Here is a 13,726-nt window from a genome sequence, read left to right as displayed (position 1 = left end):
GAAGGCTCAGGCCTGGAGCTGCTTCGTCACGCTGGCGCAGATGTTCTCGCCGTAGGCCTGGCCCTTTGAGGCCGGGTACACGGTCAGGACGCTCAGGACCCAGTCCGTGCCGATCGCCATGCAGTTGACGTGCCACTTGCCGTCGCTCCTGGCGATCCAGCCGTTCTTCACGGCGGTGGAGGCCTGGTCGGCGGCGGGCAGGGCCGGGGTGATGCCGAACTTCTGGTCCTTGGCCACGTTGCGCATCTCGTTGAGCAGCCAGTCGGTCCACTTCGGGCCGGCGGCGCGGCCGTCGCCGATGCAGGCGCCCATGAGGGCGGCGTCGCGGGCCGAGACCAGGGTGCTGGCCCAGTCGATGTAGGCCTTCGAGTCGCTCAGGCCGCACATCTGGACCAGGCGGGAGATGCTCGCCGACTTGCCGTCCAGGCCCCAGAAGTACGACGCCGCGGCGTTGTCGCTGTTGCGGATCATCTGGGTGAGCTGGGAGAGGTTGGACTTGCTCGGGCTCGGGGTGCGGCGCAGGTAGTCGGCGGCCAGCCAGGCCTTGATCATGGAGGCGGTCCGCTGGGCGACGTTGGCGTTGGCCGAGCCGGCGCTGACGCCCGTGCGGCGGTCCAGCACCGTCCACGACCAGAAGCCCGTCGCGTTCACCGCCACCGGGGCCGGGTGCAGCAGCGCCAGCGGGAGGGCGGGCGCGGTCGGGGCCGCAGGGGCCGCTTTGCGGGTCGGGGCCTCGCTCTCCTCGGGGCTCTCCGACACCCCCTCCGCCGGCGCGGCGGCGTCGGACGTGGTGTCGAGGATGTCGCTGCCCCAGACGAAGGGCACACCGACCAGCAGGGCGGCGACGAGCAGCACGAACGCGGACAGCCCGACTCGCTTGCGCATGAGGTCGGAGGTCCTCCTTCAAATAGCGACGATGCCTGCCCATCCTCTCGTTCAACGGCCGAGGCCGCAGTCCGGGAGGCCTCAAAAGTCCCTGGTAGTTGCGTCGAAGCGATGTGACAGCTTCTTGCAGGAAGTGTCGGCGGCTGTAACACTTGAGTCGTGTACGGCAACGACTTCGCCCCGCTGCTCGAGCAGGTGGACAGCGCTGAGCAGGAGCTGCGGGAGTCCTCGGCGCGCGCGGTGGCCACCAGCGACCGGCTCGAGGAGTACTTCGACGCGATCGTCGCCGCGGACCAGAAGGTGGAGCCGCGGGACTGGATGCCGGAGGCGTACCGCAAGACGCTGATCCGGCAGATCGCCCAGCATGCCCATTCCGAGATCATCGGCATGCAGCCAGAGGGCAACTGGATCTCGCGCGCGCCCTCGCTCAAGCGCAAGGCGATCCTGCTGGCCAAGGTGCAGGACGAGGCGGGGCACGGGCTGTATCTCTACGCCGCCGCCGAGACGCTCGGCATCTCCCGCGAGGAGCTGGTCGAGATGCTGCTCGAGGGGCGCCAGAAGTACAGCTCGATCTTCAATTATCCGACCCTGACCTGGGCGGACATCGGCGCGATCGGCTGGCTCGTCGATGGCGCGGCGATCGTCAACCAGGTGCCGCTGTGCCGGTGCTCCTACGGTCCCTACGCGCGGGCCATGATCCGCATCTGCAAGGAGGAGTCGTTCCACCAGCGGCAGGGGTACGAGATCCTGCACACCCTGGCCAACGGCTCCGACGCCCAGCGGGCAATGGCCCAGGACGCGGTGGACCGGTGGTGGTACCCGTCGCTGGCCATGTTCGGCCCGCCCGACGGCGACTCCACGCACTCCGAGCGCTCGATGGCCTGGAAGATCAAGCGGTTCACCAACGACGAGCTGCGCCAGCGGTTCGTCGACATGTGCGTCCAGCAGGCCGGGGTGCTCGGGCTGCGGCTGCCCGACCCCGACCTGCGCTGGAACGAGGAGCGGGGGGCTCATGACTACACGCAGCCGGACTGCGACGAGCTCATGCGGGTGATCAAGGGCGAGGGGCCGTGCAACCGCCAGCGCATGGCCCACCGCCGCCGCGCCTATGAAGAAGGTGCGTGGGTGCGCGAGGCGGCCCGCGCGCATGCGGAGAAGCAGCATGTCTGAGCCGCTTTGGGAGATCTTCGTGCGCCCTCGCCGCGGGCTGGCCCACCAGCACGTCGGCTCCCTGCACGCCCCCGACGCCGAGATGGCGCTGCGCAACGCCCGGGACGTCTACACCCGCCGCCAGGAGGGCGTGTCGATCTGGGTGGTGCCGGCCGGGGCGATCACCGCGAGCAGCCCGGACGAGAAGGACGCGTTCTTCGACCCGGCCGCCGACAAGGTGTACCGCCACCCGACCTTCTACTCCGTCCCCGAAGGCGCTGAGCACATATGACGGCGACCGTGGGGCGGGTGCTGGAGCTGGGCGACGACGCGCTCATCGCGGCGCAGCGCCTTTCCGAGTGGTGCTCCCGCGCGCCCGAGATGGAGGAGGACATCGCGCTGGCCAACATCGCGCTGGACCAGCTCGGTGCGGCCCGCCTGCTGCTGACCTACGCCGGTGAGCTGGAGGGGCGCGGCCGGGACGAGGACGACCTGGCCTACCTGCGCGAGGACCGGGAGTTCCGCAACGCCCTGCTGGTCGAGCTCGACAACGGCGACTTCGCGGTGACCATCGTCAAGCTGCTGTTCCTGTCGGTCTTCCAGCGCCTGGTGTACGACCGGTTGCGCGCCGGCGACGACCGGCGCCTGGCCGGCATCGCCGCCAAGGCGGTCAAGGAGTCGACCTACCACGCCGAGCACGCGGCCCTGTGGACCGTGCGCCTCGGCGACGGCACCGAGGAGTCCCACCGCCGCATGCAGGCGGCGGTCGACGCCCTGTGGCCGTACACCCACGAGCTCTTCGCCGGCGGGACCGAAGGGCTGCGCGAGCCCTGGCTGGCCGAGGTCGCCAAGGTGCTGGACGAGGCGACGCTGGACCGGCCGGCCGACGGCTGGGCGCCCTCCGGCGGGCGGAACGGCGTACACACGGAGGCCCTTTCCAAACTGCTCGCCGAGATGCAGGTGCTGCATCGCGCACACCCCGGGGCGACCTGGTGAGCGCGCGCGACCTGGTGGCGGCGGTGCTCGACCCCGAGCTGCGCGTGGTCACCATCGAGGAGCTGGGCATCCTGCGCGGCGTCGACGAGCGCGACGGGCGGGTCACGGTGACGATCACCCCGACGTACTCCGGCTGCCCCGCCATGGACGCCATCCGCGCCGACATCGCGGCGGCGCTGGACGCCGGCGGCTTCCGCGACGTCGCCGTCGAGACGGCGCTGGCCCAGCCGTGGAGCACCGACTGGATCACGGCGGAGGGCCGGGAGAAGCTGGCCGCGGCCGGGATCGCGCCGCCGGCCCCGGCGACCAAGGTCAGCCTGACGCTGAGCGTGCGCTGCCCGCGCTGCGGGTCGCCGGACACCGAGGAACTGTCCCGGTTCGGGGCCACCGCCTGCAAGGCACTGTGGCGCTGCCGGGCCTGCCGCGAGCCGTTCGAGCAGGTGAAGCCGCTGTGACCGTCTCCGAGATCCGCCGGCCGGCCAAGCGCCGGCCCATGTTCCACCGCCTGGCCGTGCTCGACGTGGAGCGGCTGACCGACGACGCCGTCGCGGTCACGTTCGACGTGCCGCCGCCGCTGCGCGAGGTGTTCGGCTTCCGGGCCGGGCAGCACCTGACCGTGCGGCGGCACACCGGCGAGGAGGAGATCCGCCGGTCGTACTCCATCTGCTCCACCCCCTCGCAGCTGCGCGACGAGGGGGTGCTGCGGGTCGGGATCAAGCGGGTGGCCGGCGGCGCGTTCTCCACCTACGCGCTGGCCGAGCTCGCACCGGGCGACGAGGTCGACGTGCTGCCGCCGCTGGGCCACTTCACCACCGCGTTCGAGCCGGACCGTGCGCGGCACTACGCGGCGGTCGCGGCCGGCTCCGGGATCACGCCGGTGCTGTCGCTGGCCGCCACCGCGCTGCAGACCGAGCCCGGGAGCCGGGTGACGCTGGTGTACGGCAACCGCGCCGCCGGCACCGTGATGTTCGCCGAGGAGCTGGCCGACCTCAAGGACCGCTACCCGCAGCGGCTGCACGTCGCGCACGTCCTCTCCCGTGAGGCGCAGGAGTCGCCGCTGCTGTCCGGCCGGCTGGACGAGGCGCGCATCGGCGCCATCCTCGACGCGCTGCTGCCGCCGGACACGGTCGACGAGTGGTTCCTCTGCGGGCCGCAGGGCATGGTGCTGGACGCGAAGGTGGCGCTCAGCGTGCGGGGGGTCGAGGATTCCGCCGTACACACGGAGCTCTTCCACGTCGAGGATGCGCCCGTCCGTCCGCGGCCGGCCCAGCCGGAGACGCCGGAGTCCGGCGCCGAGGTCGAGATCCTGCTCGACGGGCGCGCGACCACCCTCACCATGGCCCACGACGAGCGGATCCTGGACGCGGCGCTGCGGGCCCGGCCGGAGCTGCCGTACGCGTGCAAGGGCGGCGTCTGCTCGACCTGCCGGGCCAAGGTCGTCTCCGGGAAGGTCGAGATGGCCCGCAACTTCGCGCTGGAGCCCGACGAGCTCGCCGCCGGCTACGTCCTGACCTGCCAGGCGATGCCGATCACGGACAAGGTCGTGGTCGACTACGACGCCTGACGGCCTCGACCGAGCCGGGAGCCCGCCGGGGCTCCGGGACCCGGGCGCGATCTAGATGCCGGCCAGCTCGGCCATGTCCTCGGCGGTCGGCTGCCAGGCGGCCGCCGCGGCGTTGGCCGCCACCTGCTCGGCCGTGGTCGCGCCGGCGATCACGCTGGCCACCGCCGGCTTGGCGGCCAGGCCGCCGATCGCGACGGTCAGCAGGTCGAGCCCGCGCCGCTCGGCGAACGCGGCGAGGCGCTCGATGCGGTCCCACGGCGCGTCGGCCAGGACCTGCCCGAAGCCCTCGCCGGCCAGGCGGGTGCCGGGCGGCGGGGCGTCGCCGCGGCGGTACTTCCCGGTCAGCAGGCCCAGTTCCAGCGGGAAGAAGGGGAGCAGACCGAGGCCGAAGCGCTCCAGTGCCGGTACCAGATCCGTCTCCACGCCGCGGTCGAGCAGCGAGTAGCGGTTCTGCGCGCTCACGAACGGGGTCAGGTGGGCGGTCCGGGCGATCCAGGCCGCGTCGGCGGTCTGCCAGCCGGAGAAGTTGGAGTGCCCGATGTAGCGGACCTTGCCTGCCCGCACCAGGTCGTCGAGCGCGGCAAGCGTCTCCTCGATCGGGGTCTCCGGGTCGGGCCGATGGATCTGGTACAGGTCGATGTAGTCGGTGCCGAGCCGGCGCAGCGAGGCCTCGGCGGCCTGCACGATGTAGCGCCGGCCGCCGCGGGCGCCCCAGTCCGGCCCGTTCTGCCCCCGCGGGTCCATGCCGAACTTGGTGGCCACGATCGCCTCGTCGCGGCGGCCGCCGAGAGCGGCGCCGAGCGCCTCCTCCGAGGCGCCGGCCGGGTCGCCGTAGACGTCCGCGGTGTCGAACAGCGTGATGCCCTGGTCGAGGGCGGCGCCGACGACCTGCGCCGCGCGGGCCGCGTCGATGCGCCGCCCGAAGTTGTTGCAGCCGATGCCGACCACCGAAACGGTCAGCCCCGAGCGCCCGAGGCGCCGGTAGTGCATGTCAGTCACTCTCGTGATCCTAGGCACGCCCGCTCGACGGGAACGCGGCTCTGGGTACGCTCTGGGTGTGACGAATCCGGTGATCAGCGAGATTCTGCAGCGTGCCGCGGACGGCGGGCGGATCGGCCCGGACGAGGCGCTGCTGCTCTACACGGACGCCCCGTTCCACGAGCTCGGCGAGGCCGCCGACACGGTGCGCCGGCGCCGCTACCCGGACAACATCGTCACCTACATCATCGACCGCAACATCAACTACACCAACGTCTGCGTGACGGCCTGTAAGTTCTGCGCCTTCTACCGCGCGCCGAAGCACGCCGAGGGCTGGACCCACGACACCGAGGAGATCCTGCGCCGCTGCGCGGAGGCGGTCGACCTCGGCGCCACGCAGGTGATGCTGCAGGGCGGGCACCACCCGGACTACGGCGTCGAGTACTACGAGTCGCTGTTCTCCGCCGTGCACACCGAGTTCCCCGACCTGGTCATCCACTCGATCGGGCCGTCCGAGGTGCTGCACATGGCCAAGGTCTCCGACGTCTCGATCGACGAGGCCATCGCCCGGATCAAGGCGGCCGGCCTGGCCTCGATCGCCGGCGCCGGCGCGGAGATGCTGCCGGACCGCCCGCGCACGGCGATCGCCCCGCTCAAGGAGTCCGGCGCCCGCTGGCTGGAGGTCATGGCGGCGGCGCACCGGCAGGGCGTCTCCTCGACCGCGACGATGATGATGGGCACCGGCGAGACCAACGCCGAGCGCATCGAGCACCTGGGGCTGATCCGGGACGTGCAGGACCTGGCCGTGGCCAACGGCTACTCCGTCGAGGCCGACCTCGCTGTTTCTCATTTGGAGAAGACCGCCGGGGGTTTCCGCTCCTTCATCCCGTGGACCTACCAGCCGGAGAACAACCACCTCAAGGGGCGCACGCAGGCCACCAGCCTGGAGTACCTGCGGCTGGTCGCGGTGGCCCGGCTCTTCTTCGACAACATCCCCCACCTGCAGTCGAGCTGGCTCACGACGGGCAAGGACGTCGGGCAGGTCTCCCTGCACCTCGGCGTCGACGATCTGGGCTCGATCATGCTGGAGGAGAACGTGATCTCCTCCGCCGGCGCCCGGCACCGCTCCCGCCTCACCGAGCTGGTCCAGATGATCCGCGGCGCGGACCGCATCCCGGCGCAGCGCGACACGCAGTACCGGCACCTGCAGGTCCACTGGACCGAGGCCGACGACCCGACCGACGAGCGCGTGCAGTCCCACTTCTCCTCGATCGCCATCCCGGGCGGCGGCACGGGCCGCTCGCTCCCGCTCACCCCGGTGGCCTCGAAATGAGCCGCGCCTCCCTGGACAAGGAGCCGCGCGAGGTCGCGGCGATGTTCGACGGCGTGGCCCGCCGCTACGACCTGACCAACACCGTCATGTCCGGCGGCCGCGATCGCATGTGGCGCCGCGAGACCCGCATGGCCCTGGACCTCAAGCCCGGCGAGCTGGTCCTCGACCTGGGCGCCGGCACCGGCGTGTCGACCTCCGAGCTGGCCCGCTCCGGCGCGTTCGCGGTCGGCGCGGACATCTCGGTCGGCATGCTGCAGGCGGGCCGCGAGAAGCGCCCGGAGGTTCCGCTCCTGGCCGCCGACGCCCTCCACCTGCCCTTCGCCGACGCCACGTTCGACGCGATCACCATCTCCTTCGCGCTGCGCAACATCGCCGACACGGACGCCGCCCTGGCCGAGATGGCCCGCGTGACCAAGCCGGGCGGCCGTCTGGTGGTGTGCGAGTTCAGCAGCCCGACGTGGCGGCCGTTCCGGACCGTCTACCAGGGCTACCTGGTCGGCGCCATCCCGCAGATCGCCAAGCGGGTGTCGAGCAACCCGGACGCCTACGTGTACCTCGCCGAGTCCATCCGCGCCTGGCCGGACCAGCAGGGGCTGGCCGCGCGCATCGCGGCGAACGGGTGGCGCAAGGTGGCCTGGCGCAACCTGACGGGCGGCGTGGTGGCCATGCACCGGGGCTTCCGCATCTAGTTCGGGGGCTTTGCCCGAAAAGTCCGGTGCCTTGCGCCGCGACTTTTCGGGCTTTTCCGTGTCTCGGTCGGTCGGCCGCTCTCCTCGCCTTGGTCGGTCCGGCGCTTGCCGTGCCCCGGTCGGTCGGGCGCCTTCCGTGCGTCGGTCGGTCGGGTGTCCTCTGTGCCTCGGTCAGTCGGGCGCTTGCCTTGCCCCGGTTGTCGGGGGTCCTCCGCGCCTCGGTCAGTCGGGCCCTCGGGCGCCGTCGGCCGTCGTCGACCCTTCACTGCCGCCAGGCGCTCCACCGCCGCCGGCCTTCCACCTTCGTCGGCCTTCCGACCTCCGCTGGCCTTCGACTGCTGCCGGCCTTCCACCTTCGTCGGCCTTCCGACCTCCGCTGGCCTTCGACTGCTGCCGGCCTTCCACCTTCGTCGGCCTTCCAACCTCCGCCGGCCTTCCGCCGCGCCCTGCCTTCCGGCGCCGCCGGGCCTGCTGGTTTGCCCGCGCCGCGGGCGCCCGAGGACGGGCACCTTCAACCCGCGGCCCGCCTGCTTTCCGTCGCGCGCGCATGGCCCCGAGAATCCGCTCGAAACCGGATATAAGACCTGTCAGGCGAAAAGTCCGAAAAGTCGCGACACGGAGTGCCCGACTTTTCGGTATAACAGCCGATCTGCGTCTTTCGGGCGTTTGCCGACGTGGGGAACGCCACGTCCAGAGCCGTCGCCGACCGGCTGACCAGGCCGGAGTGCCGCGGAAAGCAAGGAGCGCCCCTACTCACGATTGCCGTGCGGTGACCGTCCGTAGACGTACAAGCTATGCCTGTGGACAACCTCACCCGCGCCGGGCGACAAGCCCGCCATGGTGACCGACCGGGTGAAAAATTAGGGTCGCCTTACCGACAGTGGGGCTGTTCACGGTTCTAGACTGCTCCACGGATGACTTTGTGAAGACTTTCACGAACGCAGAATGAGTGGCCAGAAGGGGGTGACAGACGTGACCGACATCAGGAAAGACGCGGATGTCATCGTCGTCGGCGCCGGGCCTGGCGGTTCCGCCACGGCGTTCCATCTGGCCCGCCACGGGCTGCAGGTCCTGCTGCTGGAGAAGACCGAGTTCCCGCGCGAGAAGGTGTGCGGCGACGGGCTGACGCCCCGCGCGGTCAAGCAGCTGATCAAGATGGGCATCGACACCACCGAGGAGAAGGGCTGGCTGCGCAACCGCGGCCTGCGCGTCATCGGCGGCGGGGTGCGCCTCGAGCTGGACTGGCCCGACCTCGCCAGCTTCCCGGACTACGGGCTGACCCGGACCCGGATGGACTTCGACCAGATGCTCGCCACCGCCGCGACCGACGCGGGCGCCGTGCTGCGGTGCGGGACGAACGTCACCGGGCCGATCCTGGACCGCACCGGGCGGGTCGTCGGGGTCACCGCGACCGGGCCCGACAAGGCGCCGCTGGAGTTCCGCGCGCCGCTGACCATCGCCGCCGACGGAGTGTCCGGCCGGCTCGCCCTCGCGCTGGGCATCGCCAAGCGCGACGACCGGCCGATGGGCGTGGCGGTACGGCAGTACTTCCGCAGCGAGACCCGCCACGACGACGACTACCTGGAGTCCTGGCTCGAGCTGCGCAGCCGGGAGTCCGGCGACAACCTCCTGCCGGGCTACGGCTGGATCTTCGGCCTCGGCGACGGCCGCGTCAACGTCGGCCTGGGCGTGCTGAACAGCAGCGTCGCCTACGGCAAGACCAACTACAAGACGCTGCTCGCCGACTGGCTGGACAACACGCCGGCCGACTGGGGCCTGTCCGACCCGGCCAATGCCGACGGCAAGGCCCAGGGTGCGGCGCTGCCGATGGGCTTCAACCGGGTGCCGCACTACTCCCGGGGCGTGCTGCTCGTCGGCGACACCGGTGGCATGGTCAACCCCTTCAATGGTGAGGGGATCGCCTACGCCATGGAGTCCGGCGAGCTGGCGGCGGAGATCGCCGTCCAGGCGATGGCCCGCCCGCAGGGCACCGCGCGCGAGCGGGTGCTCGCCAACTACCCCACCGAGCTCAAGGCCCGCTACGGCGGTTACTACCGGCTCGGGAACGTGTTCGTGAAGCTCATCGGCAATCCGCAGGTCATGCGGATCGCCACGAAGCACGGCATGCCACACCCAACCCTCATGCGGTTCGTGCTGAAGCTCCTCGCCAACCTCACCGACCCGCGGGGCGGCGACGCGATGGACCGCGTGATCAACGCGATGACCCGGCTGGCGCCAGCCGCCTGATCATTAAAGGCACTGGCCAAAGCCACATTTGGGGTCCCCCGGACGAAGCCGTCCAGGCATTACCGAATAGTGTTAAACCGCATACAGCTTGAGTGGTCCCCCGGGGCTGACTGCCTCATGGGCTCGCCGAAAGGACGGAGCAGCACGATGTCGCTCGCGCCGTACGTACCGATTATCGGGCTCTTCGCCCTCGCCGCCGCGTTCGCCTTGTTCTCGGTCGCGGTCGCGCCCTTCGTGGGGCCGCGCCGCTTCAACAAGGCCAAGCTGGACGCCTACGAGTGCGGCATCGAGCCCACCCCGCAGCCCGTCGGCGGGGGCCGCTTCCCGGTCAAGTTCTACCTGACCGCGATGCTGTTCATCGTCTTCGACATCGAGATCATCTTCCTGTACCCGTGGGCCGTGAACTACGACGCGCTCGGCCTCTTCGGGTTCGTGGAGATGGTGCTGTTCATCGTCACCGTGTTCGTCGCGTTCGCCTACGTGTGGCGCCGCGGCGGGCTGGATTGGGACTGAGCCATGGGCATCGAGGAAAAGGTACCGACCGGCGTCCTGCTGACGACCGTCGAGAAGCTGGTGAACTGGTCGCGCAAAGCCAGCTTCTGGCCGGCCACCTTCGGCCTGGCCTGCTGCGCCATCGAGATGATGGCGACCGGCGCCGCGCGCTACGACCTGGCGCGCTTCGGCATGGAGGTCTTCCGGGCCAGCCCCCGCCAGGCCGACCTGATGATCGTCGCCGGCCGGGTGAGCCAGAAGATGGCCCCGGTCCTGCGCCAGATCTACGACCAGATGCCGGAGCCCAAGTGGGTGCTCTCCATGGGCGTCTGCGCCTCCAGCGGCGGCATGTTCAACAACTACGCGATCGTCCAGGGCGTGGACCACATCGTCCCCGTGGACATGTACCTGCCGGGCTGCCCGCCGCGGCCGGAGATGCTCATCGACGCCATCCTGCGCCTGCACGACAAGGTCATGGCCGAGCCGCTGGGTGACCGGCGCCGCCGCATGATCGAGGCGCGGGTCGAGCGCGAGGGCGCGCCGGTGGTGGCCCCGGGCGCGATGCCGTCGAGCTACCGCTTCGACAAGGCCAAGCGCGCCGAGTGGACCAAGGCCGCCGCCTCGGGTCGCGAAGAGCAGCTGCGCATCCAGAAGTGGATGGAAGAGCGGGCGAACCTGTCCGGAGGATCGAAGTGACTGAAGTAGAGCCGGTCGGCGCCGAGCTCGGCGCCCCCGCCCAGACGCCGCCGTCGGGCGGGGCCGGGCGCGGCATGTTCGGCGTGCAGGGCACCGGCGACACCTCGGGCTTCGGCGGCCTGCGCCGCCGGCGCGCGGCCGAGCTCGACTCCCCGCGCCCGTTCGGCGGCGAGTTCGACGAGGTCGTCGACGCGCTGGAGGAGGCCTACCCGGGCTTCAACGACGCGATCGAGCGGATCGTGGTCGACCGCGGCGAGCTCACGCTGCACATCGTGCCGGAGCGCATCGCCGAGGTCTGCCAGGCGATGCGGGACGACGCGGCGCTGCGCTTCGAGCTGTGCTCCTCGGTGTCCGGCGTGGACTACCTGGGCTCCGACGGCCGTCGGCTGCACGCGGTCTACCACCTGACCTCGATGACCTTCCGCCGCCGGGTCCGCCTCGAGTGCGCGGTCACCGTCGAGGACCCGCACCTGCCGAGCGTCACGCAGATCTACCCGACCGCCGACTGGCAGGAGCGGGAGACGTACGACATGTTCGGCATCATCTTCGACGGCCACCCGAACCTGACCCGGATCCTGATGCCGGACGACTGGGAGGGCTTCCCGCAGCGGAAGGACTACCCGCTCGGCGGCGTCCCGGTCGAGTACAAGGGTGCGGAGATCCCGCCGCCGGACCAGCGGAGGAGTTACCAGTGACCACCGATTACGCGGCCTCCCGCGAGACCACCGAGGGCCGGGTCTTCACCGTCACCGGCGGGGACTGGGACTCGGTTGTCAACGAGGCCGGCTCCGAAGAGCGCATCGTCGTCAACATGGGCCCGCAGCACCCGTCCACGCACGGCGTGCTCCGCCTGGTCCTCGAGCTCGAGGGCGAGACCGTCATCGAGGCGAGGACCGTCATCGGGTACCTCCACACGGGCATCGAGAAGAACCTGGAGTTCCGCAACTGGACCCAGGGCACCACGTTCGTGACCCGCATGGACTACCTGGCGCCGATCTTCAACGAGGCCGGCTACTGCATGGCGGTGGAGAAGCTCCTCGGCATCGAGGACCAGATCACCCAGCGCGCCAAGACGATCCGCGTGCTCATGATGGAGCTCAACCGGATCTCGTCCCACCTGGTCTGGCTCGCCACGACCGGCATGGAGCTCGGCGCCCTGTCGATGATGATCTACGGGTTCCGCGAGCGCGAGTACATCCTCGACATCTTCGAGATGGTCTCCGGCCTGCGGATGAACATGGCGTACGTCCGCCCGGGCGGCCTGGCCCAGGACCTCACGGACGAGGCGATCGTCAAGATCCGCGAGCTGCTCGGCTGGATGCCCGACCGCATCGACATGTACGAGGACCTGCTCTCCGGCAACACGATCTGGCGCGAGCGGACGCAGGGCGTCGCGGTACTCGACGCGACCGGGTGCCTGGCCCTGGGCATCACCGGGCCGGTGCTGCGCTCGGCCGGGCTCGGCTGGGACATCCGCAAGCAGCAGCCGTACTGCGACTACGAGACCTACGACTTCGAGGTCCCCACGGAGCCGACCGGCGACGCCTGGGGCCGCTACAAGGTCCGGCTCAACGAGATGCGCCAGTCGCTGCGGATCGTTCAGCAGGCGATGGACCGGCTGGAGCCGGGTCCGATCATGATCGCCGACAAGAAGATCTCGTGGCCCGCGCAGCTCGCGGTGGGCGGCGACGGCCTGGGCAACTCCCTGGAGCACGTCGCGAAGATCATGGGCCAGTCGATGGAGGCCCTGATCCACCACTTCAAGCTGGTGACCGAGGGCTTCCGGGTGCCGGCCGGCCAGGTCTACGTGCCGATCGAGGCGCCCCGCGGCGAGCTCGGCGTGCACGCGATCTCCGACGGTGGCACGCGCCCGTTCCGGGTGCACTACCGGGAGCCCAGCTTCGTCAACCTGCAGGCGATCCCGGCGATGGCGGAGGGCGGCCTGCTGGCCGACGTCATCGTTGGCGGCGCCTCGCTCGACCCCGTCATGGGTGGGTGTGATCGTTAATGGTGTTCAGTGAGGTCACGCGCGAGCGCGCGCAGCAGATCATCGCGCGCTACCCCGAGGGCCGCTCGCGCTCCGCGCTCCTGCCGCTGCTGCACCTGGTGCAGTCGGAGGAGGGTTACGTGTCCCCGGACGGCGTCGCCTTCTGCGCCGAGATCCTGGGGATCACCAAGGCCCAGGTGGGCGCGGTCGCGACGTTCTACACCATGTACAAGCGCAAGCCGACCGGCGACTGGCTGGTGAGCGTCTGCACGAACACGATGTGCGGCGTGCTCGGTGGCGACAAGGCCTACCAGGCCCTGAGCGAGTACCTCGGGGTCGGGCACGACGAGACGACGGCCGACGGCAAGATCACCCTCGAGCACGCCGAGTGCCTCGCGGCCTGCGACTACGCGCCGGTCATGACGGTCAACTACGAGTTCTTCGACCAGGTGACCGACGAGACCGCGCTGTCGCTGGTCAAGCAGCTGCAGAACGGTGACCGGCCGCAGCCCACCCGCGGCACCCGGCTCTGCACGCTCAAGGAGATGGCGGTGCAGCTCGCGGGCTTCGCCGACGACCGGGGCGACGACGTCATCGCCGACGGGCCGGCCGGGGAGCCGACGCTCTCCGGTAACCGCCTGGCCGAGCGCTTCGGGATCGCGGTGCCGGGCTTCGACCCGGAGACGCCCATCGCCAAGAAGGACGAGGCG

At 70.7% G+C, this 13,726-nt stretch carries 14 protein-coding genes and 1 pseudogene; 13 read left to right on the top strand and 2 right to left on the bottom strand.

Going from position 1 to position 13,726, the window contains the following annotated elements:
- Window positions 1-6: 6 nt before the first annotated feature.
- Window positions 7-885 carry a hypothetical protein gene (locus ABD352_RS48630; RefSeq protein ID WP_344619450.1) on the bottom strand — a complete coding sequence of 293 codons (879 nt, stop codon included), beginning with the start codon at window positions 883-885 and terminating at the stop codon, window positions 7-9.
- Window positions 886-1,044: 159 nt separating this feature from the next.
- On the opposite strand from ABD352_RS48630, the gene paaA reads away from it, so the two are divergent.
- The 5 genes from paaA to paaE are packed head-to-tail and all read left to right on the top strand — an operon-like array spanning window position 1,045 to window position 4,594.
- A complete protein-coding gene (gene paaA / locus ABD352_RS48625; RefSeq protein ID WP_344619449.1) occupies window positions 1,045-2,055 on the top strand; it encodes a 1,2-phenylacetyl-CoA epoxidase subunit PaaA in 1,011 nt (336 codons plus the stop codon).
- On the top strand, window positions 2,048-2,326 hold the full coding sequence (gene paaB, locus ABD352_RS48620; protein WP_344619448.1) for a 1,2-phenylacetyl-CoA epoxidase subunit PaaB: 279 nt from the start codon (window positions 2,048-2,050) through the stop codon (window positions 2,324-2,326). The genes paaA and paaB overlap by 8 nt, the downstream gene beginning before the upstream one ends.
- Window positions 2,323-3,030 carry a 1,2-phenylacetyl-CoA epoxidase subunit PaaC gene (gene paaC / locus ABD352_RS48615; RefSeq protein WP_344619447.1) on the top strand — a complete coding sequence of 236 codons (708 nt, stop codon included), beginning with the start codon at window positions 2,323-2,325 and terminating at the stop codon, window positions 3,028-3,030. The genes paaB and paaC overlap by 4 nt, the downstream gene beginning before the upstream one ends.
- Window positions 3,024-3,485: a 1,2-phenylacetyl-CoA epoxidase subunit PaaD gene (paaD, locus tag ABD352_RS48610; protein ID WP_344619471.1), complete on the top strand. Its 462-nt coding sequence runs from the start codon at window positions 3,024-3,026 to the stop codon at window positions 3,483-3,485. Before paaC ends, paaD begins: the two co-directional genes overlap by 7 nt.
- Entirely contained in the window at window positions 3,482-4,594 is a 1,113-nt protein-coding gene (gene paaE / locus ABD352_RS48605) for a 1,2-phenylacetyl-CoA epoxidase subunit PaaE (RefSeq protein WP_344619446.1), read from the top strand. The genes paaD and paaE overlap by 4 nt, the downstream gene beginning before the upstream one ends.
- Window positions 4,595-4,645: 51 nt before the next feature.
- On the opposite strand, the gene ABD352_RS48600 is transcribed toward paaE, so the two are convergent.
- Window positions 4,646-5,584 (bottom strand): aldo/keto reductase, encoded by a 939-nt coding sequence (locus tag ABD352_RS48600; RefSeq protein WP_344619470.1) that lies wholly within the window; start codon window positions 5,582-5,584, stop codon window positions 4,646-4,648.
- 67 nt (window positions 5,585-5,651) lie between these two features.
- Here ABD352_RS48600 and mqnC point away from each other — a divergent pair, with 67 nt between their 5' ends.
- The 8 genes and pseudogenes from mqnC to nuoE form a co-directional block, all read left to right on the top strand.
- Window positions 5,652-6,905 carry a cyclic dehypoxanthinyl futalosine synthase gene (gene mqnC / locus ABD352_RS48595; RefSeq protein ID WP_344619445.1) on the top strand — a complete coding sequence of 418 codons (1,254 nt, stop codon included), beginning with the start codon at window positions 5,652-5,654 and terminating at the stop codon, window positions 6,903-6,905.
- Window positions 6,902-7,594 carry a demethylmenaquinone methyltransferase gene (locus tag ABD352_RS48590; protein WP_344619444.1) on the top strand — a complete coding sequence of 231 codons (693 nt, stop codon included), beginning with the start codon at window positions 6,902-6,904 and terminating at the stop codon, window positions 7,592-7,594. Before mqnC ends, ABD352_RS48590 begins: the two co-directional genes overlap by 4 nt.
- A 981-nt stretch (window positions 7,595-8,575) precedes the next feature.
- Entirely contained in the window at window positions 8,576-9,841 is a 1,266-nt protein-coding gene (locus ABD352_RS48585) for a geranylgeranyl reductase family protein (protein WP_425553952.1), read from the top strand.
- Window positions 9,842-9,988: 147 nt separating this feature from the next.
- Window positions 9,989-10,354: an NADH-quinone oxidoreductase subunit A gene (locus ABD352_RS48580; RefSeq protein ID WP_344619442.1), complete on the top strand. Its 366-nt coding sequence runs from the start codon at window positions 9,989-9,991 to the stop codon at window positions 10,352-10,354.
- Window positions 10,355-10,357: 3 nt separating this feature from the next.
- On the top strand, window positions 10,358-11,029 hold the full coding sequence (locus ABD352_RS48575; RefSeq protein ID WP_344619441.1) for a NuoB/complex I 20 kDa subunit family protein: 672 nt from the start codon (window positions 10,358-10,360) through the stop codon (window positions 11,027-11,029).
- Window positions 11,026-11,724, top strand: coding sequence for an NADH-quinone oxidoreductase subunit C (locus ABD352_RS48570; protein WP_425553949.1), 699 nt, complete (start codon window positions 11,026-11,028; stop codon window positions 11,722-11,724). The genes ABD352_RS48575 and ABD352_RS48570 overlap by 4 nt, the downstream gene beginning before the upstream one ends.
- Window positions 11,721-13,037, top strand: coding sequence for an NADH-quinone oxidoreductase subunit D (locus tag ABD352_RS48565; protein ID WP_344619440.1), 1,317 nt, complete (start codon window positions 11,721-11,723; stop codon window positions 13,035-13,037). Before ABD352_RS48570 ends, ABD352_RS48565 begins: the two co-directional genes overlap by 4 nt.
- Window positions 13,037-13,726 (top strand): annotated as a pseudogene (gene nuoE / locus ABD352_RS48560) (NADH-quinone oxidoreductase subunit NuoE); the annotation flags it as partial. The gene ABD352_RS48565 and the pseudogene nuoE, both read left to right, overlap by 1 nt.

Origin of the sequence: Dactylosporangium salmoneum (genome assembly GCF_039532525.1) — a bacterium.
Lineage (GTDB): Bacteria > Actinomycetota > Actinomycetes > Mycobacteriales > Micromonosporaceae > Dactylosporangium > Dactylosporangium salmoneum.
This window is presented reverse-complemented; position numbering and strand designations above follow the sequence as displayed.